Here is a 22136-nt window from a genome sequence, read left to right on the forward strand (position 1 = left end):
TGAAGTAAGCTGCTTGGCTCTCCAAAATTTCACTGCTAATTCAAGTCCTAATCACAAAGAAATTTAATCCTTAATTATATCATAGAAAACTTTTGCAAGAGTTCTATAGAAGCTCTAGAATTCAGGAATAGCAAATGTTTTCGGAGAGTGACAGAACAGGGATAACGTCCTAAAGAGGAGATCCACTGGTGAACGTTGCCAGCGCTTCTTGGCATTGAGCCGAGATCTGATATCGTTGGCGAATACCAACTTATGACCCTTAGTTGGGAAAATGCAAAAATTTAAGCTGAAGTTCCCCCAGCAAATATATTTGCTGGGGATGCGGACTCAGAGGATGAGAAGTTTCGAGGGAACGTGTTGCACTCAAGCAGTTTGTGTCAAAGCTCAAAGTATTAAGTCAAGCGATCTGCCAGCGGTTTTGCCGTGATCGCGTTCAGGTCAGCCACGGTTTGCTGTGGAAGTTGCAGTGACGCAGCTTTGATATTCTCACGCAGATGCTCAACTGATGACGTGCCGGGAATCAGCAAGATATTGGGGGAGCGCTGAAGCAACCATGCCAGCGCTACTTGCATCGGTGTTGCGTCTAAGGACTTGGCGGCGCTTTCAAGTACCGAAGATTGTAGCGGCGTGAACCCACCCAGCGGGAAGAACGGCACATAAGCAATTCCCAGCTTCGCGAGGTCGTCAATGAAAGCGTCATCTTCCCGGTGTGCCACGTTGTACTGGTTCTGCACACAGACAATCTCCGCGATCGTTTGCGCCTCTGCCAACTGCGTAGGTGTGACATTGCTCAAACCGAGGTGACGAATTAATCCCTGCTCCTTAAGTTCGGCTAAGGTCATTAGCGGCTCTGCAAGAGAACCCTCCGATGGCCCGTGACCGTCACCCATCAAGCGGAGATTGACAACATCGATCGCATCGAGTCCGAGGTTACGCAGGTTGTCGTGAATTGCTTCGGTCAAATCCTGCTGCGACATCGCGGGAACCCATGATCCATCTTCAGGACGACGCGCCCCAACCTTGGTCACAATCATCAAATTTTCTGGGTAGGGATGCAGCGCTTGTCGGATAATCTGATTTGTGATGTGAGGTCCGTAGAAGTCGCTCGTATCGATATGATTAATGCCTTGCACGCTCGCTTCGCGCAAAACAGCAACGGCTGCATCTACATCTCGCGGCGCACCCCATACATTCGGACCCGCGAGTTGCATGGCACCATAACCTATGCGCTTCACTGTTATTGAAGTGTTCGGCAGCGTCAAATTGCCACCAAGGTTCGTTTGCTCAGACATATAGCTACTTTCTCCAAGAATTTTTTAGTGATTTAACGAAAGCAATTACCAGAGTCCATTTCTCATTGATGTCGCTGCGTGTGCTCAAAGCCCTCTCCTGTTGAGTGATAGATTTCTATCGCTTGTCATTGTTCGTTGCCGCTCGCGAACATTTGCTCATAATCACCGTTCCTTTGGGCAAATCGATATGCTTTGGAACGATTAACAAGGATTTCGCCCTGGGGTGGGTTTGGAGTGCTGAGAATCTGCATCACTTCAGCAATAAAGTCAGCGAGTGGCATTGCGGCAGGATCAGTTGCCTGACTAGGACCGCCAAGCTCTGTCTGTACATAGGGTGGGGCGAGTTCAAGAACATCTACGGAGGTTTCCCGAAGCTGAACGCGGAGCGACTGCAACCACGAGTGCAGAAAAGCCTTGCTCGCGCAATAGGTTGGGAATCCACTCATGGGAACGAAAGCCAAGCCAGAGGTGGTGGTGATAATCGTTGAATGCGGCTGCTGTTTGAGAGTCGGGAGGAGTGCCGCCGTGAGGTGAAGCACACCGACAATGTTAGTCTGAATCATAGACTGCATCACGGAGAGATCGATCAAGTCTGAGGTAAGGTCTTCGGTTTTAGAGATTCCGGCATTGTTGATCAGAACATTGAGTTTAGGGAACTGTTCTCGAATGCGGGACGCAAAGGCTTCGATATCCGCCGGGTCTTGGACATCAAGTTGAATCCCGTGCATCCCGGAGTGAGCGGCGGTGATTTCGTTGAGGAGATGTTGACGGCGACCCGCGATAATGACTTGATTACCGCTCTGATAGAAAGCCTCGGCAAGCGCACGACCGATGCCGCTTGTGCCGCCAGTGATGAGGATGGTATTGTCCGTGAGATTCATAGGTATTTTTCCTGCAAAGATGTCGAAACGAAGAATGTCAGGGTTTGTTAAGAGTAACGTTGTTGCAAATGTTGGGAAGTGTTTTGCATGGTAGGTTCTCCTGTACAGTTTTGGTATGCTTGATGTAATAGTTGTTCTATCTGACAACATGAGCATCCAGATAGATATCAACGCTTGAGTTAAGCTGCGCGTGTAGCCCAACTAACAGTTATTGAAAACGGCTGAAAGCCAGTTTTTATATTCTCAAGCACCACAATGTTTTCCGCTTGTGCTGAACTCAAGCATCAAGGCGCTGCCACCCGTAGCACAACCTTGCCGCCCGTGTGTCCTTGTTCTAACTGCGTGTATGCCTGGCGCACGTCTTTGAGGTCGTACACGGCTGCTATCGGAACTTGCAACTCACCGTCTGCAACCAGTTGGGCAATCTCAGCCAGAACCGCACCCGACTCAGCCTTAGCGCTGCCATCGGCGTGTGCATGGTGTCGAGACGCTGCCTCAAAATCGATGATCGTATTGATGCGATTCGGCGCAACCCCTAGCTTGATCGCGAGATCGACATACCCGTGACCCACCGTGTCAATGACTGCATCAAAGGCATCTGGAGCCACACGACTCAAGCTTGCCTGCAAATCGTCGTCGTAGCCAACAGGAATTGCGCCGAGCGATCGCAACCAGTTGTGGCGCGATGCTCCCGCCGCACCGACAACCTTAGCGCCAGTCCGCAGCACCAATTGCGTCACGATCAATCCCACGCCGCCCGCTGCACCAGAGACCAGAATTGTTTCTCCCCGTTGAGGAGCCACTGCTGCAACGGCAGCCTTTGCAGTCGATGCTACGATGAACAGGGCACCCGCCACCTCCCAACTCAGCGATTCAGGCTTGACAATCACTTGCTCCGCAGGGACACAGACAAACTCTGCTTGGGCAGAACGCTCATTCGACCAGCCTAGAACCGCAGTACCTACAGCAGGACTGGTGACGCCCTCTCCCAGTTCAGCCACGATGCCAGCGAAGTCTGCTCCTTCACCACAGGGAAACGTCGTTGGATACTTCTGCTCAAGCTGACCTTCTCGGATTAAAATCTCACCGGGATTTGTTCCCGCAGTAACGACGCGAACCAGAACCCGACCCTGACTGGGTGAAGGTTTTTCAACCTCGACGACATTGAGGACATCCACACCGCCATAGTGATTAAAGCGCACTGCTTTTGACATTTTATTCCTCCTCTGAATTCGTTGTTATTGGGACTTAGACAAAAAACACCCATAAAAGAGCCTCAAATCTATATACAGAAAGACTTTGACATCATTAGGCTTAGTTTGTTGATATATCTGGGTTTGAGGCATTTTTGAGTATTTGGTGTATTCCCCTTACTCTGTATGGGTTTGAGGCTTGTTTGTCCCAAAAAAATGTTTAAGTCCCGTTATCCATTTGCTTATCCGCCCAACTCAAGAAATATCCTCGTAGAGTCTTCGTATACTCAGAGAGATTGACCGCCAGAGACTTCGATTCTCTGTCCCGTGATCTAGCGATTGTCTTCAGATAGCAACGCCGGGATCGCCCTTGGTGGGTACTCCGTGCCATCGCACCTCCAATATCATCCAGGACACCTACACGACCTAAAGCGGTTGGCGTACCAAGCGAGGAACGAGCGCAGCCCAGGCTGTAGGCGGTCGGGTGCAGCGCCTTGTTGGGCAAAGGTTGGTGATTTACGGCGACATTCTTTTGATAAGCGCTTATTCGCCGCTCACGCGCAACACGATTTTGCCCAGATAGTGCTGTTTCATCGCTGACTGCGCTTGTGCCGCCTCTTCCAGCCCAAATGTCTGCGCGATGTGAACTTGAAACTCACCCATGTCGATCAATCGGTTAAGTTCGTCTAACAGCATCCGGTTAGCGAACCCATTTGCCTTCTTGAGTTCTACACCTGAGGGCGCTTTGGGTTCGGGTATTACGCCGTTAGGAAAGGCGATAATTCCGCCCTGATGCACTAACGAGAGCGTGGATTGAACTGTGTTGCCGCCCACCAGCACCAGTGCAGCATCGAAGCCATCGGGTGCAAAGGCGCGGGCGCGTTGCACAATGTCGTCGCTGCGTCCGTCCACCGCTTCATCAGCACCTAGTTGCTTAGCCAAAGCTACACCGTCTGCACCCGATGCGATCGCGAAAACGTTTGCGCCCATGCGTTTAGCCAGTTGAAGCGCGACGTGACCGACGCCACCGCTGGCGCCCCACAGTATTAATGTGGTTTTGTTGCCTGTCCCCAGTGCTTGCAAATTACTGAGTGCCGTTACACCAGCAATGGGTAGCCCGCCCGCCATCACAATATCGAGACCATCGGGCATCGGTGCGACCGTCTTTTCAGAGACGACGACATATTCTGCATAGCTACCGCCCTTGTCGTTCATGAAGCTCTGGGCGTAAACGCGATCGCCAACCGCAAACCGCTCAACGCCATTGCCAATCGCAACAATCGTGCCTGCACATTCGCCGCCCAGCACACGCGGAAAGTGGACTTCATTATACACCAGCTTACCTTCACGCTCCATTGCGTCCCAGATGCCAACTCCGGCAATCTCAATGCGAATCAAAACTTCGCCCGCATCCACCGTAGGCACGGGTAAGGTGTGCAAAGTCAGCTTGTCAGGGCCGCCGAACTCGTCAACAGCCATTGCTTTCATTTGTTGGGGAGTATTTTGCATAAATTAGGTTCTCCTGTTCATTACTTCAGTTGTTATTGAGGGGTTCACAGACGTAAAACTGCTGACAAAGTTTGTTTGGACGGATTGCCATTTTCTCCAAGAAGTTTTTAATCGTTTTAGGAAACAAATGCAGCATAGTTCTTCGGGCTCTTTAAGGTCTCAATCTCCATGCTTTTATCCTACAAATTCGATCCAGCGTTTCCAATGCCTAAAACTCTTTGATCCTTGCCTAATTCTCCAGCATGAATCGCTTGAAGACATTCTATAATCGTGTAGGGCATTGAATGAGTCGAGGCTTTACCATGACTTTCGTTATCGCCAATTCTGAGGTAGTTGCAGATCAGTGCCAAGCGCTGGCGACATTAGTGGCGCGGCACACCGAAGCCAATAGCAACCTTGTTTATCCAACTGCGATCGCACCCTTGAGCTTTTCGCGATCAAATGCGTCATCTGCCGTCATTTACCAGGATTATGAACCGTGTCTGGGCATTCTCGTTCAAGGCAAGAAAAACATAATACTGGGAGAGGAAACGTATCCCTATGAGATAGGGCAATGTCTTGTTGTCTCAGTTGATCTCCCCATCGGTGGGTGTATTGTCGAGGCGACAACCGATCAACCGTATTTAGGATTAAAGCTGACTCTAGATCCAATGCAGCTTTGTGAAATGGCTGCTCAAATGAATTTTAGTTCAGCGAAGAAAGAGAACTCCGTCCGAGGCTTATTTGTGAGCAACGCTGATGCGACGTTGCTTGAGTGTGCCCTTCGCCTCACAAAGCTCTTAGATACACCCCAAGATATTCCCATGCTGGCACCGATGATGATTCGGGAACTCTACTACCGTCTGCTGATCGGGGAACAAAGTGAAGCCGTGCGCCAAATTGCTACATCTGGCAGCAGTATGCAGCGAATTGCTTCAACGATCAAACAAATCAAGTCTAACTTTACTCAGCCGATGCGAGTCGAGGAATTAGCAAAGCAGGTAAGGATGTCTACTTCATCCTTTCATCAGCACTTCAAGCAGGTGACCTCAATAAGTCCACTTCAATATCAAAAGCAGTTAAGACTGTTAGAAGCCCGTCGCCTGATGCTAACGGAAGATTGCGATGCCACCTCTGCTGCCTACCAGGTTGGGTACGAAAGTCCCTCACAGTTCAGTCGGGAATATTCCCGCCTGTTCGGTGCGCCACCAATGCGAGATATCGAACGATTACGATCAGCTTGATGACCTTGCCCCAAAAAGGAGAGCGAAAAATTTTAGGGGAGATAGGCAACAATTCAGCAGGGGTTCTAAACATTAATCATCCCAAAGACGAATGGCACGCTCGATAAGGTGTAAGTCAGTAGCTGTAAGGGTTAAAAAATTGGGATGCTCCCTAAATTTACGCTTTGCTGCACCTTTTAATTGAGATGCAGTTTCAATCAACAACTTTTTAAGAGAATCAGTTAATACTATAGCCACCAGTTGCCACACTCAAAAACTCAAAAACTCAGTCATTATTCAAATTACTACAAAAGGGGGGATGAAGGGGCTGCCGACGGCAGCCCCTTCATCCCCCCTTTAAAATGATTATCATTATTATTAAGCGAATAGTTTATTTTCTGGAAGTCCCTTAAGGCTTGCTTAATTGGTGTCAGCGTTTAAGTAAAGATTATGAACGACTGCCTGAAACTTCCGAGACATTCATCTATATTGCCATGATTCGTATCATGCTTCGACGGTTGGCATAATTTTTGGCTCACTCTGACTTTTATAGGACTTTACAGGACGTGTTGCTCCTGTTGTGATCGCGTTTGTGAGAGATTAACGCGATTACAAGTTTTCCCGAATCGGGAAAATCATCTAATACCGCCAGTAGCTACGGCTGTTCTATAATCTTTGTCCAACCAGTACTAAAGCCTCGCGCAGCATAGGCGTTTAATTGTGTGTAATTGCCAGAGCGATCAAAAACACCAATAGCAGCCGCACCATTGCTAGTGTTGTAGAAAAGTTCATCAGCTAGAACTGATGACATAGGTGTAAGACTTGCAAAAGTAGCAAGATTTTCACTTTGGCAGAGATCTCGGCTCAATGCTTATCTGGGTGAAGGTTCCCAGCACACTATGCGATCGCTCGACTGCTAACCAATGGTGCTTGTGATGCAAGCACTTTGGATTGGTCGAAGTTGCATTACCAGCAGACTGCTGCGGTTAGGTCAGTGCTGATGGAAAAATACTAATGAAGATAATGCACGTAATCCTAAAGAAGGCGAACTTATAATGATCAGGCAGTAAAGGATAAATAAAAATACGTAAGGATTCAGGTATAATATTGCAAAAGTAAAGAAGGGCGAGACAGATAATTATTAGAGTCAGCTAGTAGAGCTTGTGCAAAAAAATCAATTACAGACCGACCTTGACGTCGGCAAGTCTGCACCACCGTCAGCAAATTAGCAGTGTGTTGAAACCGCTCCATCGAACGGGAACCACCACTAACCATCTGCGTACGGGAGTTGTTCCTATCCCGCCTTAATCATTATCCCATTATGCAACGCCAAGAGCGCTGTCATTGCGATTTCTCCACCTGCGCCATCTTGTCGATTGCAAAACTGAAGACTTCCACAAGCGCCCGCAAGCGTTCTTTCTGTCGTTTAGGCGGAAATCGCTTGGTTCTTGTCAACTCGACTATGCCATGAAGGCTCGCCCAGAACAATTCCGACAGGGTTTCGGACTTCGTGCTCTGCTCAGGAAAGAGCTCCAGGATTTGGGAGAACGCAAATCTCAACTCGGGAGGAGTGGCGGGATCTCCGAAAGGCACGCTCAGGCTAAGCGAAAACATCGCTTCGTATATAGCGGGTGAAGCGGTGGCGAACTCCAGGTAGCCGCTCGCCACTGCCTCGACTGGGTTTCTGCGCTTTCCCCGTAACCGCGCCTTCTCCAAAGCCAAGCCCAGCTCCTGGAAACCCTCAATGGCGACTGCGGCGACAATGCCCTCGCGGTTCTCAAAGTGGGAGTACAAGACGGGTTGGCTGTAGGATATCTCGTCCGATAGCCGCCGCACGGTAACGTTGGACCATCCTTCGGATTCCGCGACCTGTCGAGCCGCACGGATGATCTGTGCCCGGCGAGCCTGCCTGTCCCGCGCCTTTCGTTCCTCAATTCGCTGGGTCGTCATACCAAAGTGATCATAGCACCGCTAGAAATTATTTTACACTATGGAGTTTTAAGTCACTTCATTTGCATTTATAATAGCGTTGCTAGTATTTCTAAAGAGAAAATAAATTATGCATGCCGCTATTCCGCTTTCTCTGGCCGTCTTTGTTTCTGTCACGATTATGGTGATCGGTTGCTTTTACATTGCAGCTCCGGAGCGGGTCGTAGGTTCGTTTGGCCTCGAGCCACCTGCTGCTGAAGCGAACACTAGCGCCTAGCTTCGCACAAAAGGGGTCGGGATGTGGCCTCTGGATTGGCCGTGCTGACCCTGATGCTGACCACGAACAGCAAGACGGTGGGCATTGCCCTCCTAGCCCTCGCCGTCATCTTGCTTGGCGACATGTCCAACGTTCTGGCGTCAGGCGGGCGTAAAGCTACGGCGTTTTCCGTTCATGGCATGACCTGCTTAGTGATGCTTTTCGCTGGCCTCTTGCTGATCCATGCCTTCTAAGCTGATGCCCCAATAGCAAGAGAACGGGTATCAAGACCTCACCACAAACAGAGCAACAAGGAGAATCCTATGCGAAAGTTTCAGCTCAGAACCTATCGTCTCCGAACAGAAGAGGCCGCTACCGCTTACCTGCCTCATTGGGTACTACATGTCAAAAGCCTTGAGCTGTTCGGCGTGGAGACGCATGCCTTCTTCTCGGCTCCCTCGGCGCCGCGGAACGTAGTTGCGCTCATAAGCTTCGGCGAGCAAGCCGATCCTGAGGTCGTCACACGTGAGTACATGCAAACCGATGCGTTCAAGCAAGACATGAGCGGATTCGATGTGGCACAGATCGAAGGCGTTGACACTCTTCTCCTTATCCCAGGAGATGGGTCACCTCTAAGCTAAAATCGCTTCCTGTAAAGAGCCGGTCGCACAACCATGCTAAAAACTGACTTCCCGGCCCCTCTCAACTTAACGTTCGTCCGAAGCCATCAAAGGAGTTGTTCATGCACTTGTTCAATGTGGCCGCTGTGTTCAGCTTGCTTCTGCTAGTGGGCTCCGAGTTTTCTGTTTCCGCGTTCGTAAACCCTAGCGCATGGCGTCTTGACCCCGAGCCGCAAGCGAGAATGCTGGGTCATTACGCTGCCGTGCTTGGTAAGGTAATGCCGGTGTGGTACACGGCCGATCTCCTACTACTCGGGGTTGAGACCTGGCTTTATCGGCACACGCCAGGGTTTGTGATCCTGCTCACGGCCAGTGTGATCTGGTTTCTTACTGTGCTCGCCACGATCCTCTTCCTGGTGCCACTAAATAATCGTGTGGTCGAAGGTGCTGCTGGATGGCAAGCAATACATCGTACCTGGGACAGAAGACATCGCGTGCGTATAGTCGCTCTCGCCGTCGCATCCATCCTATTCACATACGTCGCGGTCCGCTGAGAGATCCATGATCTGGATAAGTAACGGGAAACGCGCTTGGCGTCAGTTACAGCTGTCCATTAAGAAAATATGCAGCGATGCTCAATTTTACGGTTATCAATTCAAATGATTTGTGGAGGATAACGATGACTCAACGGAATGATTTGTCAACCAATGCTAATGATTTACCGATGAACTCCCTGCTATTTTGGCTGGTGGTTTTGCCTGCCGTTGGCATCATCTTTATTGGTGCCCGGTTTATTATTGCACCGTTGGTTGGAGCAGCAGGTTTCGGTGTACCCGTTGATAGCACAGATACTTATGCCTATCTCTGGGCAAAGGGAACGCGCGACATCGTATCCGGTTTGTTTGTGATTGTCTTTCTTTGGATAAAAGTGACTCGTCAGGTATTGTCTGCCTTTCTCTTCATAGTGGCGCTCATTCCGTTAGGTGACTTGTTGAATGTGTATATCAACATTGGAATGAGTAACATTGCTGCACTGATGATTCACGGTGGCACGGCTTTGTACTTGATTGTTTTAGCCAGTGTTCTACTCAAAAGAAATTGAGACTGTAAAAGTGACGCTATCAAAGAGGCAAATATAATGAAAGCGGTAGAACTATCCAAATCCATAGAAGGTTTGATCAGCGCACTACAAGGTCGTGTTTGTCTGCCAGGACAGAAAAATTACGACGAACTTCGGACTCCCTGGCTGCGTGTCATCAATCAACATCCGGCATTGATTGTTGAAGCCACTTCCGTCAGCGACATCGCTGCTGCAGTGCGCTTCGCCATCGCTTCTTGCAGCTGGGCTTTCTCGTCGGCTGCTTGCCCGGCGCGCGAGTTCTTGAAAGTGGCTTGCTTGACTGGCCTGCCGCATTTGGGCTTCGCGCAACATCACCCACGGATACTTGCCGCTGTACACATCGAGATGTTTTTCTTTGCGGTTAGTGAATCTCGCCAAGCGCCCATAATGCTGATAGCCGGCGCTACCCGGATCGCCCCCCGTTTCCTTGGCAAGAATCTTGGCGAGATGGGAGGATTCATCCCGCTTTAAGCGATCGCAAATTTTGATCCAGACTTGACAATTTTTGAAGCTTGTTTCCACCACTACACATGGCTGCAACCCCTGATCATGCAGGTCTTCCACCATCACCGGGTCGAGGTCATCTAGGAGAATCAGCCCTTGGGTGTCCCCATTCGGCAGACGGGCAGGACGCACATAGATATCACTACCACAGGCATTTTCGGCTTTGAGGTAATTTAAAACAGGCGTTTTTCCCGTTTCCGGGTCAACTTTCAGCAGATGGTCTTTGTGCCAGGTTTTTTCATGGAAGTAGCTTTTTGCTGCATCTTCTGCATCATGACGGATGCCAATTTCAAACCATCCATTTCCCCCCATTGCTGTCAGCTGATTTTTGACAGCAAGATAGGTACGGTCGCGGGGTTCTCTGGGTGGTGCATTTGGTCTGGCGTGCGAAGGGGCGTTCTCTGTAGACTTTGCCGGGGACTGAACGTTTTCTTTTTTTATGCTCGCATCTTGTGTTGCAAGTTTCTTATCTAACAACACCGCCTGCATGGCATTGCTGGTGATCTCCTCTGCGGCGCTGCTGGGGGTTTTTGAGCGGCTTGCCGCCGTATGATCCTGTTCCTGAACATTTTGCTGCACAGCTTGAAGCTGGCGTTTCTCCTCCTCGGCAATCTCTCGCTGGAGGGTAGCAATTTCCCTCTGAAGCTGGTTAAACTCCATCACCTTGGAGTTGAAATCGATCGCGGAGGTTGTTTGGGTACGCTGTCCATTGGCGATTTGATCACGAATAACCCTGACAGCCCGTCCCTCATGGATTTGCGGCATCCGGTCGATGCCTTGCGCCGCATAGCTCCGGTGATCCACACGGGCATCATATCCCTTTTGTTCAAAATGCTGATTGAGATGGTCAGCCCACCTCTCCCGCCAAAGCTGATGCTGCGCCACCTTGTTCCAATTACGGTTTTTCTTTGCAGCAAAACCGTCACTTCCTACCTCGCGCATCGTCAGAAGCACATGAGCATGGGGATTGTGACTTTTATCCCCTTCAAAATCATGGAATGCCACGTCAGCGGCCATTCCCATCGCCACGCACTCCCGCTGCAAAAAGCGGCGCGTCACATGCAATTTTTCGTCATGGGACAAACAGTTTGGCAGCGACAAAATCAATTGCCGGGCTACCTGCGAATCAACGCGTTTTTCATGGGACTCTGCCTGGTTCCATAGCTGCTTACGGTCGAACACCCAGGCGGGTGCGTTGGCAGGTGCAAGAATTTCTGAATGGTAGACATCTTGCTTGCGGGTAAAGTCGTATGTCGTGCCGGTGCGTTCATCGTAGAGCTTTTCCGCAGCATTGTAGGCTGCCGCCGCCACCGCCGAATGCCCCTTTCCCCGCGTGACAATCTTGTTTTCCAGCTGTAATACGCCGCCTCTGCCACGGTGACTCTTTGTGAGTGTTATTCTTATTTTAGGCGTACTCGACTACCCTAGAGCACCAACTTTTTCAGTGATTCTCCTCACACTTTGTGGTTAGGGGGTTTGGGGGAATCCCCCAACGCAGTGACATTGCGAACGCAAAGCCCGTACAGGGCTTTGTGCCCTGCGGAGCAGGGGCAATGTATAACTGCAGTATTAAGCACCCCTTCTGGATGCAATAGTGGTCAGAAAATGACCTCAAACACCTGTGCAACCCGAATTTCTCAAAGAAACGGTAGTTCATGCAAAAGAGTTCATGGGTATTTGACAGATTTGGAATTTGTTACAAAATGACTGGTATAAATCAGTCATTCTGCAACATCTCAAAATACCTTTGCTCAACCACAACCACCGATGATGCCTGCTTGTCCCTGTCCCCTTGCCCATGCTGCACTTTCCCTCATGTCCGCCGCAATGGGACACATCAGCCTTCTGGTTCCCAAAAACTTCAGTGTAAGGACTGCGGTCGAAACTTTCGCAAGCAATATGCACGGCTAGGATGGAAAGAGGGAAGCGATCGTAAAATTCGGCGACATCTACTGGAAGGTAAGTCGGTACGCTCCATTGCTTCGCAATTTGGCGTGTCTCCCAATACGGTGCAAAGTCAAAAGAACACGCTGGATAAAGATTTTTTGCAGTTAATCCGCCAAGCATACAAAACAGAAAACACAGTATTGGAGGGGAAAAGCCCGCTGCGCTACCCTGGCGGTAAAGCAAAAGCTCTGGATGTACTCCTACCCTTCATTCCCACCAATATTCAGGAGTTCCGCGAACCTTTTGCAGGTGGCGCATCCGTCGCACTGGCAGTAAAATCCCTGTTTGGCGATCGCTTGTCCCGTGTATGGATCAATGACATTCAACCCGACATTGCCGGATTTTGGCAGGTGCTACGAGACGACAGCGCCGCGTTGATCCAAGAAATTATGGGATTACGCCAGCGTTACCCTGCCGGAAGATCCCTCTATCAGCATCTGATTTGGAGCCTCGAACCGTGGAATCTGATCACACGAGCAGCACGGTTTTTCATCCTCAACTGCATTACATTTTCTGGCGTGATTGAAGCTGGGGGATATTCAGAGCAGGCTTTCAAAGGACGGTTTACAGGAGAGTCAATCAACAAGCTGGGGGTGGTTGCGCCGTTGCTTAAGGGGATTAATATTACTGCCCTGAGCTTTGAAACCTTATTGGAAGAACCGAGAAAGCAGGTTTTTCTGCACCTTGATCCGCCCTACTTCAGCGCACAGAAGCTTTATGGGGAACGGGGCGAGGTTCACGCCAGCTTCGATCATCAGCGTTTTGCCTATCACGCTCAACGCTCACAGCACCGATGGCTGATTACCTATGATGATTCGCCGGAAATTCGTCAGTTGTTTAAGTTCGCCAAAATATCAGACTGGCGCTGCCAGTATACTATGAACAACTACAAGCAGTCCTATGCAAGGAAAGGGGGCGAATTGCTCATCCGGGAACCAAAAGGAGGAAGAAACTGTAATTACCGCTTGAAATATAGAAAAAAAGTTTATAGGGAATATTCAAACCTTTTGCATCTTTGCAAAAAGACGCAATCACAGGATTTTGCACCCTTCACTCAAAATCCTGTCTCTCAAGTCCTTCCAGGACTCGTTGAAAGCTTAAGGGCTTGAATTATTCACCAATACTTGATGTAAATTTATGCAATTTGTACTTGCTGTCTATTTTTTTATCGCCATCTTCTCAGCGATTTCTTACTTTTTCTTTACCCCACAAACGGCACATGCTGAAAACTTGAGTCTTGCTTCTCTAGATCAGACAATCGTCACCATGCCTCATGAAATTTTGGAGCTTCAATCGAGTAATATTGTTCATAACATCGAATCATTAAGAGACGATAATTTTTGGCGAGAAGTAACTCAACATCCTCTCAGCCATCCAGACCTTGAAGAACATTTAGCAAATTGCTTGACGTATGCAAAACAGCTTCAAGCAGATTTAGAAGAATCCATGCATTTCATTTCCAATACTCATAAGCTTGAAGAGATTCAAAAGCTAGTGGAAGTGATGAACTTCAAACAGAATAGAATTGCTTGCTTAAAACTTCGAGAGCAAGGGTTCTTTTCAAGCGAAATGAAAGTCAAAGGTAAAGGAATTACGAAAGAGTATCTTGTCGCCTTAATCAATCATTGCAAAATCTACGAACTAAAACTTGTCCTTTCTATTTTGAAGGAAATTTTAGACCATCAAGTTAGCATCGCAAATGCTTAATCGTTGAACATAAACATGCCCTAGAGGTATTCAAACCGAGGCGTCCCAGACATGGACATTCCCCCCTTTGCTTGAATTCTCTAGCGGTATCGCTGCATTGCTTGATATGCTGTAGCAATTCAACTGACCGATAAATCAAATGATCTTAGCGTACACTTAACTTCTTCAGTCTCCTGCAATGACAATCTCACTGGGATCTAAGAATAGCAAGATTTTAGAAGGACCATCTCCTATTTCTATTTTCTGTCGATTACTCAATATCTTTCTTCTTTGATTATTAAATAGTTCAGACTCTACAAAGCGATTAGCCTTTTCACAATTTTGTGCTAGTTTATACAAACTGATTATGGTATATTGATGATTTTCTCCAAAAACTTCTTTTTGCAATTGTAATAGTCGATAAAGTCCGCAATCTTCTTTCTGATATAATTCCTTAATCTCAATTAATTTTTGACAGTTTTGCTCGTTTATTGGACAGATAATTTTAATTGCAATGAAAAGAGAAGAAAGAATTTATCCAGAGGACTTAAAGATTAAACTTCCTGATAAACTTTTTTTCAAAACCTTGGGTGGTAAAGGAATAGAAATCACATTTTGGTCGTAGTCTTTATCTCCACTATAAAAAATTTCTTGATGATAAAAAAGATGATCGTACGGCTCGTCCAAATATAATCTTAAATCTAAAACTCCTGTTCCTATCGCTTGCAATTGAAGATCAGCCCAGCTATTAGGTAATCCTTTCAATAAAATTGGATAGGGATTTGTAGTGGGGAAAAAAGTATCAAAACATGAAAATATTTCTTCCAATAAATGCAGAGAGTCATTATTATATTTGTTTTTTTGAAAGTTTATTACTGGTAAGTGACCTTCAGGCGCAGAGAGACTAAAATTGATTGATGTCTCAAAATTAGAAATATCACTTAACAAAGCATTCCAGCCAACACGATGGCAAAATTTCTCTGGGTTACGATCCACTTCTTCCCAAATTCTTTTTTGGATACTTAAACCAAAACGGTACAGGACTTACGCAACTGGCACAATGCGATCGCCAATTTCTAGTACATGGGTATTAGTTAAATCTGATACCGAAAGCCTTGTATTCGTAATAGAAGCCGATGTATTGGAAGCAAAGCATGAAATATTCATGAGAAAATAGGTAGAGGTTGTATGAGATAAATGTTGCTTAGGGTAATGAGATTTACTAAGCTTAATTACTGCCAATACTTATTAAGTAGTCAAATTAATTATACAATGACCAATTTGGCAGAGGATTTAAAGACTATTAGCCATGATGCAATTAACTACTATTTGAAGAGAGAAAAGTTAACACCTCGATTACTTTGGGATAACTTGAAAGAGGTAGTTGAGCCTGATGACAATGGATACATAATATTTGATGATAGCGTTTTAGATAAAAGGTATTCTGAAGAAATAGAAATAGTCAGGAGACAATATAGCGGTAATGAGCATGGTGTCCTCAAAGGTATTGGTGTAGTTAGTTGCGTGTATGTCAACCCTAGTATTCAAAGATTTTGGGTAATAGATTACCGCATTTTTAATCCTGATGTTGATGGTAAAACCAAGATAGACCATGTGAAAGACATGCTGCAAAACCTTGTATATCATAAGCTTTTAGCATTTGATACTGTTTTGATGGACAGATGGTATGCCGTACATAGTTTCATGTTTTATATTGAGAGTTTAGAAAAAATTTATTATTGCCCTTTCAAAAATAATCGGTTAGTTGACGATATATTTGCCAAAGAAAAATCTCAACGTATTGAATTATTAGAATGGAGTCCTGAAAAGTTAGAATGTGGTAAGATCATAAAAATTAAAGGGTTTCCCGCTCAGAAAAAAGTGAACCTATTCCGGGTTACTGTTTCTACCAACAGAACGGATTATATCGCCACTAACGATTTATCTCAAAGCTCCACGGATGTTGTACAAAAGGTGTGTAAAATTCCTTGGAAAATCGAGGAGTTTCACAGAGAGATTAAACAACTAACAGGCATTGAATCTTGTCAATGTCGTCAAGCTAGGCTTCAAAGAAATCATATTGCTTGTGCAATGTTGGTTTGGATTAGATTAAATAATTTCGCCTATCAAACTGGTCAAACTGTTTATTAAATCAAGCATAATTTACTTTCTAATTATTTAATTCAACAACGAAAACGCCCAAGTATTCCTATGTGCTTGATTTGATTTAAATTGTCGTGTGGCACCGCCCGCTATTTGTGCAGTTGCGTAAGTCCTGGATGTTTTTAAACCCGCTTGTCAATAGCATTTGAGATGCGCTTACCCTGGCTGCTATTCAATAAGGAACGGCAACTAATTGAGCAGACTATCATCCGTGAAAGACAGATGATGGTCTGTTTTGCTTTGGGAGGAATCACGGCAACCATTATGCCTCTACTCGCTTTTAAACTACCAAAGGAAATTAAACTTTTCTCACTGCTGTATGGCGTGGCTAGTAACTCAGCTTTCACGTTTGCTGTGTACACTCGAAACCGCAAAGAAGGAATTTACAAAACGCTAGATGATGCTCAAGCTGCTAGTTTAGCTGACCAAATGAAACACAGTATCAGTTTTGATAGTGCAGTCCAGCGAATGGAGTCACAGCGTAGACTTGCTGGTTATATCTCAAAATTGCCACAGTATGAGCAATCACGTTGGTTACAAATGTTTGGTTTAGCTGGTATTATTCCACCGCCGACGATTGACGCAGTAGTTGAAGAAACTAGGACAATAGCAATTACTCCTAGTCAATCGTCATTTGATGAACTATCAGAAGACCTCGCAAGCGAGATTGACTACAGCTGGTTAGATGAAAAGTTTGTTTCAGCTTCTAAGGTAGTGTTTGGCCCCAAGGGTAGCGGTAAGTCAGTTTACTTTGCATACGAGGCTATCGCTTTCTTGCAGATGAATCCAGATGGTGAATTAAGAATAGGCGATCGCCACTTTGATAGAGTTGAGTCTCAATGGCTTCCTGGTGTACCTGCCGAGGTTCTAGAAAAGAAGTTTGTAGCTAAGAAGTCTGAGCAAATCTTAGCCATGTTTCGCCGTGCTGGTTCACTGCTGCGGTATCGGGTTGAAAATGAAATTCGCCTGAGTCATCCAGAATGTAAGCGTTTCAAGTTGATTTGTGATGAATTTGAGTCCTTTATTCTCCAGTTGTTTGATGAAGAGAAAAAGGAAGTTATGGATATCATTGCCCAAACCCAAGATGAGGGACGCAAGTATGGGGTAGATATTACGCTTGGTGTTCACTCACTCAAAAAAGAACGCATTGGTGTTGACTCGTCCGTGTTGTTTCAAATGGACGTGCTGTGTTTGGGTCAGGGGCTAGCAGATCCCAATACTAAATTTCCCGCAGATTTCAATACCAAAAAATTGCTAGAAGCACAGCACATTTTACAGGCATCACTGAGTAAAGGTGACGGATTCGCCTGTGTGTGCGGAAACTTGGCGAGATGCCGTGCTGTGTGGTAATGCCATACATCGATTTAAGTCAGATTCAGGTGCAGTTCACCGATAACCAGCACCAAACTAAACAAGCACAGGGCGATTGGCTAGAGGAAATGAAAAAATGGATTATCTCTTTGGGCAGAACTCCCGCCGCCGAGGTAAAGGCAAAGTGGGAGGCGATTACAGGTCACACACTCAACGCCAACGGGCTACAGCTATTAATGGAACATCTAGGTTTAACTGGCAGGTCAGATACGGGAACCTAAAACAATATAAGAAACGATGTGCGATCGCCCACAAGGCAGTCAAACGTTTTTGCTGTGTCTGTCTCATTAACACATCAGAAGAATTACATCATGCCAAATATGGGAATGATGAGATTGGTGTAACAGTATTTCCTGTTTGCCAAGAATGCCATGATTCTGTATGCCACTCCTCTAAGAATTGGCAGAAAGATAATGGGACTTAGACAAAAATTTGCCTGGAAAAACCATCAAACGTATATACACAGAGGCTTTGACATCGTTTTACCTGTTTTCTTGATATACTTGGGTTTCAAGCGTTTTTGAGCCTTTGGTGTATTTTCCTTGTCCTGTATAGGTTTGAGCCTTGTTTCTGCCTCAAAAATGTTTAGTTTACTGTCGTAGGCGATCGCCCCTCATCCTCTAAGAATAAAAGCCCGAAGCTAGCATCAGTTATGTTCTACTTACAAGCGTTCGCTACTTATTCCTTGCCCTTGTAGCGATCGCTCATATCGTTGCCGCCGCGTTCTCTGGTTGCAACCCTGTGAACTTTTATTTAAAAGGGTTAGGAATTGAGTACCAGTTTGAAAAGGGAGCTTGTCAACTTCCCCCAGATCAACAACAGAAGTAGGATGACGTAATCATCAAGATGCCCAGTGGTGCGATGCTGCTGGGCATCGCCCACTGTAGTCTGTGCTTTATGCGATCGCTCTACTTATCCTCTAAGAATTGTATGGGGGCGATGCCTGCGGCGGGCTATGCCTACGCTCAAAATCTGGAATCGCAATTCTGAGCGTTGTAGTCCTTATTAGATAAAAACTTCTATAAATAGCCCTTGGGGAATATAACCCCATCAAAAGCCCAAGTCTCACCACCTGGGTTTTTTGGTAATAGAGCGATCGCACTTTGACTCTAAGAAAATAGTGGAGTGTCTTTATTTATGGGTTCTTCCCCCTGCTTATTGCCCCCTGCCCCCTTTCCTCTTTTTGACTGCTCACGCACCTTGTTTTGTATCTGCCATCTAAGAGGTTTTAGTTCATGAAACGGTTGTTTGCTTTTATTACAATTGCTTTCCTCTGCTTTAATTTTGCTCATCTTGTCAACGCATCTGGGTCAATCTCAACACATTCAGGTAATACTTGTACTTTAAGGGTGTTGAAAAAAGGAGAGGGTTGTTTCCTTTACAAGGTTGAAGCTGGCAATTTCTCTATCCCTGTTTACTACTACCTACCTAATCAATTGCAGGCAAATACTAAAGTGGTATTCGCCATGCATGGTGAAAAACGGAATGCTGAAGATTATAGAAATGACTGGAGAAATATCTACAATCGCTTGGGGAGCGACAATCCAAATTTTATCCTGCTTGCTCCCCAGTTTAAGCAAAAGCGCTATCCATTAGCTACAGGGTATAATCTTGGCAACATGTTTACAGAAGATTTGAAGATTCTAAATCCTCGAAGCCAATGGGCGTTTACTCAAATTGAAAATATTTTTGACTTTGTGAAAAGAAGCACCAAAGTCAGCGCAACCAATTACTATCTCTATGGTCACTCTGCTGGCGCACAGTTCGTACATCGAATGGTCATCTTTATGCCCCATGCACATATTAAAAGGGCGATTGCCGCAGAGGCTGGGTCGTACATAATACCCGATGAGCATAAGGACTATCCTTGCGGTTTCAATAAAGAAACCGGAGAGCAACTGCCATCTGTGGACTTGAAACCCACATTCAGCACACCAATGACAATAATTTTAGGTACAAAAGATAACAAACCTTTATCGGATGACCATGATACCTATAAGTGCAATGCACAACAAGGTTCTAATCGTTTGGCTCGTGGTGAATATTTCTACATTCAAGTAAAAACCATTGCTAATGAGAAGAAAAAAGATTTTCAATGGACTCTCAAAAAAGTTACTGCTGCTCACATTGTTGCAAAAACGAATCCACCTATTGAAGATCCGATGTTAGTGTCTTGTGCTGCAAAGGAGTTTTTTCCTCTCTTAACGGGGGTTAACTGCAAATAGAGGAGTGTTACCGAAGCTGCAAAAGCTTCTGGTTAGGTTTTCTGTAACAGCTTGCTAACTTCAGTTTTTTGAAGCTTTACTCAATTTCAGTTTCTCCATTACCTTGCACGGTTTGAAGAACTGATTCCAGACGATAGCCAGCCTCACGCATATAATATCCAGCCGCGCCCAGGTCTTCAAACACGCTGTCAAATTGGGGATGGGTTTGTGGAAAAATCTTTCCTAACTTATCAGCAATTTGCTTTAGTTCTTGTTGGATTGCGATTAGTTTTTGAGTATCGTCCATACTTACCTGAGCTTCTAGAATTTTAATGTTTATTTAGCGCTAAGAATTTATGCCAATTCATCTGTTCTACGATTGCTAATCACAAAATTATCCAAATTAGCCAACACAGATTCTAAATCATGGTTTGTTTCTTGCAACAACTCAGCCAGTGATTTTTCATTAACTTTTATGTCTTCTAGCTGGCATATTTGTTGGTTGAGTACATAAAACACAATCTTGACCATTGATGGTTTGCGGGAATGCTCATGGCAAGCTGAGATATTCGAGCATTTATAGTCAACACCTGTCATTTGACGACAATCTAAACCCATTGGACAGTACATAAAATGGAACGCTTTGTTTTTATAACGTAGATTGTCAAAAGAAATATCAACTAATCAAAACCTTGGCAGCACTGTACCCGTTCCTGCGTCTTTTTTTGTGCGGACATAAGCCTTCGTTGTATCCGTTTTACTATGACCCAACTGGTTTTGCACCTCAAAAACATTTTTATGCTCGACTGCTCTTGTCGCGTGAGAATGCCGTAGCCAATGACAGGAGAATTTTACCTTCGCCACTTCAGATATATCCTGAATCAACCTTTTAATAGCTCTGTCGCTCAATGGCAATCCTCTCTTTTTCGGGTCAGGCGACATATTGGGGAACACGGGCATCTTGTCACCAGCCATCCCCCGATACTTTTTGAAAACGAGCGAAGTCTGATGGTCTAACCCAATCTCGCGGTACTTGCCACCTTTGCCTCGGAACTTAATCGTATAGTATCCCCGGTTTCTATCCTCTGGTGTCGGGTCGGGATACCACTGGAAATTATGCCAATACAATCCCGGATAATCTTCCTTTGGTAGCCTTGGTTCATCACTCGGAACCGTCACCCGACCAAGTTCGCCAACTCGCATACCGCTATAAAAAAGCAAATTAAAAACCAACCAGTGCTTACCCCCCAACTGCACAGCAGCATTAGCTAGCTTCTTCATTTCCCAATCTTCTAAATAACGCTCTGCCTTGGGTAAATTTCTGAAATTGTCGTAATTTATAGTACTGGCAATATTCCTTAAAAAATAGCCAACATTCTCCCCGCTCCCGTAACTCCAGAGCGAACGCAACATCAGCACTTGGTTTGATTTAGTATAAGGGGAAACCTCACCCAAGAAGCAATAAATTCGAGTAACTTTGGTTGCTGGATTAATCTTAAATCGGGTATTCCTTCTTTGCGTACCCATACGAGACATTTTTGACCAAAACGGTAGTATTTTCGCTTGGTTTGTTCGCGGTTTTGACTACCCGCCCAAGCCATAGTGTACTGCTTTGAAAGAGTGATCACACCAAAGGCAATTTTTCCTCTAAGAATTCTAGAGGGGCGATCGCCCATCCAAACTTTCCTTGCTTGAATTTCTTCAAGGGGTCATGACCCCAGAGCCTGTTTGAAAAAAGTAGTATTATCTCAAAGCCCGGAAAAATACCATATTCAACATGAGCAAACGTTCACCTGGGTTAATTGCAATCATCTGTTACAAGTTTTTTACAGCTATACTGTTCACTCTCACTGCCATTGCAATTTTTATGACCTTAAAGCATCGTCAAGGGCTAGAACAGTTTGCTGATTCACTCTTAGTTGCTGGAAAACAAGGAGTTATTGCTTGGGGTGTAAACAAAATCTTAAATCTCAACCCAAAGACGCTTCAGTTTAGTGGGGTTGTGATCGCAATTTACGCAATCGTAAGAATGGTTGAAGCTGTAGGGCTATGGTTTCAAAAGGCTTGGGCGAGGTGGTTAGTGCTGGGTATGGTAGGAATCAGTATTGCACCTGAAATCTATGAATTGACGAAAGGCTTTTCCCTACTTAAGTTAAGAGCCTTTATCGTTAATATTGCAATTTTTATCTATCTTTTACAAGAATCTTTTAGTGCTAAGAATACCAATAAGTAACAACCGCTTGTTCAAAAAATAAACCT

General features: G+C 45.8%; 26 protein-coding genes and 3 pseudogenes. 13 read left to right on the forward strand and 16 right to left on the reverse strand.

The features are described from left to right. Nucleotides 1-392: 392 nt before the first annotated feature. The 5 genes from V7L29_RS13260 to V7L29_RS13280 all read right to left on the reverse strand — a co-directional run bounded on the left by V7L29_RS13260 (nt 393) and on the right by V7L29_RS13280 (nt 4875). Nucleotides 393-1292, reverse strand: a complete 900-nt coding sequence (locus V7L29_RS13260) for an aldo/keto reductase family oxidoreductase (protein WP_334735765.1) — start codon at nt 1290-1292, stop codon at nt 393-395. Nucleotides 1293-1417: 125 nt separating this feature from the next. Further along, the gene (locus tag V7L29_RS13265; protein ID WP_334735766.1) at nt 1418-2173 is read right to left on the reverse strand and encodes an SDR family oxidoreductase; all 756 of its coding nucleotides are present in this window, start codon (nt 2171-2173) and stop codon (nt 1418-1420) included. A gap of 284 nt (nt 2174-2457) precedes the next feature. Next, nucleotides 2458-3387 (reverse strand): NADP-dependent oxidoreductase, encoded by a 930-nt coding sequence (locus V7L29_RS13270; protein ID WP_334688603.1) that lies wholly within the window; start codon nt 3385-3387, stop codon nt 2458-2460. A 199-nt stretch (nt 3388-3586) separates the two neighbouring features. Then, nucleotides 3587-3871 carry a hypothetical protein gene (locus V7L29_RS13275; protein WP_334735767.1) on the reverse strand — a complete coding sequence of 95 codons (285 nt, stop codon included), beginning with the start codon at nt 3869-3871 and terminating at the stop codon, nt 3587-3589. 38 nt (nt 3872-3909) lie between these two features. Then, entirely contained in the window at nt 3910-4875 is a 966-nt protein-coding gene (locus V7L29_RS13280) for a quinone oxidoreductase family protein (RefSeq protein ID WP_334692827.1), read from the reverse strand. A gap of 302 nt (nt 4876-5177) precedes the next feature. Here V7L29_RS13280 and V7L29_RS13285 point away from each other — a divergent pair, with 302 nt between their 5' ends. After that, complete coding sequence (locus V7L29_RS13285) at nt 5178-6098, forward strand: AraC family transcriptional regulator (protein ID WP_334692828.1); 921 nt, start codon at nt 5178-5180, stop codon at nt 6096-6098. Between the two features lie 72 nt (nt 6099-6170). On the opposite strand, the gene V7L29_RS13290 is transcribed toward V7L29_RS13285, so the two are convergent. Continuing rightward, a complete protein-coding gene (locus tag V7L29_RS13290; protein ID WP_334735791.1) occupies nt 6171-6335 on the reverse strand; it encodes a hypothetical protein in 165 nt (54 codons plus the stop codon). A gap of 170 nt (nt 6336-6505) precedes the next feature. Between V7L29_RS13290 and V7L29_RS13295 the strand changes: the two are divergent. Further along, nucleotides 6506-6604, forward strand: a pseudogene (locus V7L29_RS13295) (IS5/IS1182 family transposase); the annotation flags it as partial. 128 nt (nt 6605-6732) lie between these two features. On the opposite strand, the gene V7L29_RS13300 reads toward V7L29_RS13295, so the two are convergent. The 3 genes and pseudogenes from V7L29_RS13300 to V7L29_RS13310 form a co-directional block, all read right to left on the reverse strand. Next, a complete protein-coding gene (locus tag V7L29_RS13300) occupies nt 6733-6888 on the reverse strand; it encodes a hypothetical protein (protein ID WP_334735768.1) in 156 nt (51 codons plus the stop codon). 284 nt (nt 6889-7172) lie between these two features. Further along, nucleotides 7173-7349, reverse strand: a pseudogene (locus tag V7L29_RS13305) (IS66 family transposase); the annotation flags it as partial. Between the two features lie 69 nt (nt 7350-7418). Then, nucleotides 7419-8027, reverse strand: coding sequence for a TetR/AcrR family transcriptional regulator (locus V7L29_RS13310; RefSeq protein ID WP_334735769.1), 609 nt, complete (start codon nt 8025-8027; stop codon nt 7419-7421). A gap of 279 nt (nt 8028-8306) precedes the next feature. Here V7L29_RS13310 and V7L29_RS13315 point away from each other — a divergent pair, with 279 nt between their 5' ends. From V7L29_RS13315 to V7L29_RS13325, 3 genes are all read left to right on the forward strand, one after another. Then, the gene (locus V7L29_RS13315) at nt 8307-8516 is read left to right on the forward strand and encodes a DUF4267 domain-containing protein (protein ID WP_334735770.1); all 210 of its coding nucleotides are present in this window, start codon (nt 8307-8309) and stop codon (nt 8514-8516) included. 69 nt (nt 8517-8585) lie between these two features. Continuing rightward, nucleotides 8586-8903, forward strand: a complete 318-nt coding sequence (locus V7L29_RS13320) for a hypothetical protein (RefSeq protein WP_334735771.1) — start codon at nt 8586-8588, stop codon at nt 8901-8903. Between the two features lie 658 nt (nt 8904-9561). Beyond that, nucleotides 9562-9984 carry a DUF4267 domain-containing protein gene (locus V7L29_RS13325; RefSeq protein WP_334735772.1) on the forward strand — a complete coding sequence of 141 codons (423 nt, stop codon included), beginning with the start codon at nt 9562-9564 and terminating at the stop codon, nt 9982-9984. Between the two features lie 84 nt (nt 9985-10068). Here the strand turns inward: V7L29_RS13325 and mobQ are convergent, their stop codons facing one another. Next, nucleotides 10069-11910, reverse strand: a complete 1842-nt coding sequence (gene mobQ, locus V7L29_RS13330) for a MobQ family relaxase (RefSeq protein ID WP_334735789.1) — start codon at nt 11908-11910, stop codon at nt 10069-10071. 251 nt (nt 11911-12161) lie between these two features. Here mobQ and V7L29_RS13335 point away from each other — a divergent pair, with 251 nt between their 5' ends. Together V7L29_RS13335 and V7L29_RS13340 are read left to right on the forward strand one after the other, a co-directional pair. Then, nucleotides 12162-13562, forward strand: a complete 1401-nt coding sequence (locus V7L29_RS13335; protein WP_334735773.1) for a DNA adenine methylase — start codon at nt 12162-12164, stop codon at nt 13560-13562. Nucleotides 13563-13590: 28 nt separating this feature from the next. Further along, entirely contained in the window at nt 13591-14160 is a 570-nt protein-coding gene (locus V7L29_RS13340) for a hypothetical protein (RefSeq protein ID WP_334735774.1), read from the forward strand. A gap of 165 nt (nt 14161-14325) precedes the next feature. Here the strand turns inward: V7L29_RS13340 and V7L29_RS13345 are convergent, their stop codons facing one another. The 3 genes from V7L29_RS13345 to V7L29_RS13355 all read right to left on the reverse strand — a co-directional run bounded on the left by V7L29_RS13345 (nt 14326) and on the right by V7L29_RS13355 (nt 15306). Next, nucleotides 14326-14547 carry a hypothetical protein gene (locus tag V7L29_RS13345; protein WP_334735775.1) on the reverse strand — a complete coding sequence of 74 codons (222 nt, stop codon included), beginning with the start codon at nt 14545-14547 and terminating at the stop codon, nt 14326-14328. A gap of 126 nt (nt 14548-14673) precedes the next feature. Continuing rightward, on the reverse strand, nt 14674-15180 hold the full coding sequence (locus V7L29_RS13350; RefSeq protein ID WP_334735790.1) for a GUN4 domain-containing protein: 507 nt from the start codon (nt 15178-15180) through the stop codon (nt 14674-14676). Between the two features lie 3 nt (nt 15181-15183). Continuing rightward, nucleotides 15184-15306 carry a hypothetical protein gene (locus tag V7L29_RS13355; RefSeq protein ID WP_334735776.1) on the reverse strand — a complete coding sequence of 41 codons (123 nt, stop codon included), beginning with the start codon at nt 15304-15306 and terminating at the stop codon, nt 15184-15186. A 45-nt stretch (nt 15307-15351) separates the two neighbouring features. Between V7L29_RS13355 and V7L29_RS13360 the strand changes: the two are divergent. From V7L29_RS13360 to V7L29_RS13380, 5 genes and pseudogenes are all read left to right on the forward strand, one after another. Beyond that, nucleotides 15352-16365: pseudogene (locus tag V7L29_RS13360) on the forward strand (IS701 family transposase). A gap of 69 nt (nt 16366-16434) precedes the next feature. Next, nucleotides 16435-17652 carry a hypothetical protein gene (locus V7L29_RS13365; RefSeq protein WP_334735777.1) on the forward strand — a complete coding sequence of 406 codons (1218 nt, stop codon included), beginning with the start codon at nt 16435-16437 and terminating at the stop codon, nt 17650-17652. After that, the gene (locus V7L29_RS13370; RefSeq protein ID WP_334735778.1) at nt 17652-17894 is read left to right on the forward strand and encodes a hypothetical protein; all 243 of its coding nucleotides are present in this window, start codon (nt 17652-17654) and stop codon (nt 17892-17894) included. Before V7L29_RS13365 ends, V7L29_RS13370 begins: the two co-directional genes overlap by 1 nt. A gap of 625 nt (nt 17895-18519) precedes the next feature. Beyond that, nucleotides 18520-18663: a hypothetical protein gene (locus tag V7L29_RS13375; protein WP_334735779.1), complete on the forward strand. Its 144-nt coding sequence runs from the start codon at nt 18520-18522 to the stop codon at nt 18661-18663. Nucleotides 18664-18908: 245 nt separating this feature from the next. Beyond that, nucleotides 18909-19898 (forward strand): hypothetical protein, encoded by a 990-nt coding sequence (locus V7L29_RS13380; protein ID WP_334735780.1) that lies wholly within the window; start codon nt 18909-18911, stop codon nt 19896-19898. A 76-nt stretch (nt 19899-19974) separates the two neighbouring features. On the opposite strand, the gene V7L29_RS13385 is transcribed toward V7L29_RS13380, so the two are convergent. Genes V7L29_RS13385 through V7L29_RS13395 form a run of 3 tightly spaced genes read right to left on the reverse strand, consistent with a single transcriptional unit; the run spans nt 19975 to nt 21413 of the window. Further along, nucleotides 19975-20184 (reverse strand): hypothetical protein, encoded by a 210-nt coding sequence (locus tag V7L29_RS13385; protein WP_334735781.1) that lies wholly within the window; start codon nt 20182-20184, stop codon nt 19975-19977. 47 nt (nt 20185-20231) lie between these two features. Next, nucleotides 20232-20507, reverse strand: coding sequence for a hypothetical protein (locus V7L29_RS13390; protein ID WP_334735782.1), 276 nt, complete (start codon nt 20505-20507; stop codon nt 20232-20234). A gap of 54 nt (nt 20508-20561) precedes the next feature. Next, on the reverse strand, nt 20562-21413 hold the full coding sequence (locus V7L29_RS13395) for a tyrosine-type recombinase/integrase (RefSeq protein WP_334735783.1): 852 nt from the start codon (nt 21411-21413) through the stop codon (nt 20562-20564). Between the two features lie 241 nt (nt 21414-21654). On the opposite strand from V7L29_RS13395, the gene V7L29_RS13400 reads away from it, so the two are divergent. Next, the gene (locus V7L29_RS13400; RefSeq protein ID WP_334735784.1) at nt 21655-22110 is read left to right on the forward strand and encodes a DUF2127 domain-containing protein; all 456 of its coding nucleotides are present in this window, start codon (nt 21655-21657) and stop codon (nt 22108-22110) included. Nucleotides 22111-22136 lie beyond the last annotated feature (26 nt).

The organism is Nostoc sp. (genome assembly GCF_036916575.1).
Classification (GTDB): domain Bacteria; phylum Cyanobacteriota; class Cyanobacteriia; order Cyanobacteriales; family Nostocaceae; genus Nostoc.

Coding starts and splice junctions, on each gene's coding strand:
- V7L29_RS13265 (WP_334735766.1), bottom strand. CDS start 2,173: ATGAATCTCACGGACAATACCATCCTCATCACTGGCGGCACAAGCGGC.
- V7L29_RS13400 (WP_334735784.1), top strand. CDS start 21,655: ATGAGCAAACGTTCACCTGGGTTAATTGCAATCATCTGTTACAAGTTT.
- V7L29_RS13380 (WP_334735780.1), top strand. CDS start 18,909: ATGAAACGGTTGTTTGCTTTTATTACAATTGCTTTCCTCTGCTTTAAT.
- V7L29_RS13325 (WP_334735772.1), top strand. CDS start 9,562: ATGACTCAACGGAATGATTTGTCAACCAATGCTAATGATTTACCGATG.
- V7L29_RS13370 (WP_334735778.1), top strand. CDS start 17,652: ATGCCATACATCGATTTAAGTCAGATTCAGGTGCAGTTCACCGATAAC.
- V7L29_RS13280 (WP_334692827.1), bottom strand. CDS start 4,875: ATGCAAAATACTCCCCAACAAATGAAAGCAATGGCTGTTGACGAGTTC.
- V7L29_RS13320 (WP_334735771.1), top strand. CDS start 8,586: ATGCGAAAGTTTCAGCTCAGAACCTATCGTCTCCGAACAGAAGAGGCC.
- V7L29_RS13340 (WP_334735774.1), top strand. CDS start 13,591: ATGCAATTTGTACTTGCTGTCTATTTTTTTATCGCCATCTTCTCAGCG.
- V7L29_RS13285 (WP_334692828.1), top strand. CDS start 5,178: ATGACTTTCGTTATCGCCAATTCTGAGGTAGTTGCAGATCAGTGCCAA.
- V7L29_RS13385 (WP_334735781.1), bottom strand. CDS start 20,184: ATGGACGATACTCAAAAACTAATCGCAATCCAACAAGAACTAAAGCAA.
- V7L29_RS13300 (WP_334735768.1), bottom strand. CDS start 6,888: ATGTCATCAGTTCTAGCTGATGAACTTTTCTACAACACTAGCAATGGT.
- V7L29_RS13390 (WP_334735782.1), bottom strand. CDS start 20,507: ATGTACTGTCCAATGGGTTTAGATTGTCGTCAAATGACAGGTGTTGAC.
- V7L29_RS13355 (WP_334735776.1), bottom strand. CDS start 15,306: ATGAATATTTCATGCTTTGCTTCCAATACATCGGCTTCTATTACGAAT.
- V7L29_RS13270 (WP_334688603.1), bottom strand. CDS start 3,387: ATGTCAAAAGCAGTGCGCTTTAATCACTATGGCGGTGTGGATGTCCTC.
- V7L29_RS13395 (WP_334735783.1), bottom strand. CDS start 21,413: ATGTCTCGTATGGGTACGCAAAGAAGGAATACCCGATTTAAGATTAAT.
- V7L29_RS13375 (WP_334735779.1), top strand. CDS start 18,520: ATGCCCAGTGGTGCGATGCTGCTGGGCATCGCCCACTGTAGTCTGTGC.
- V7L29_RS13260 (WP_334735765.1), bottom strand. CDS start 1,292: ATGTCTGAGCAAACGAACCTTGGTGGCAATTTGACGCTGCCGAACACT.
- V7L29_RS13310 (WP_334735769.1), bottom strand. CDS start 8,027: ATGACGACCCAGCGAATTGAGGAACGAAAGGCGCGGGACAGGCAGGCT.
- V7L29_RS13335 (WP_334735773.1), top strand. CDS start 12,162: ATGCAAAAGAGTTCATGGGTATTTGACAGATTTGGAATTTGTTACAAA.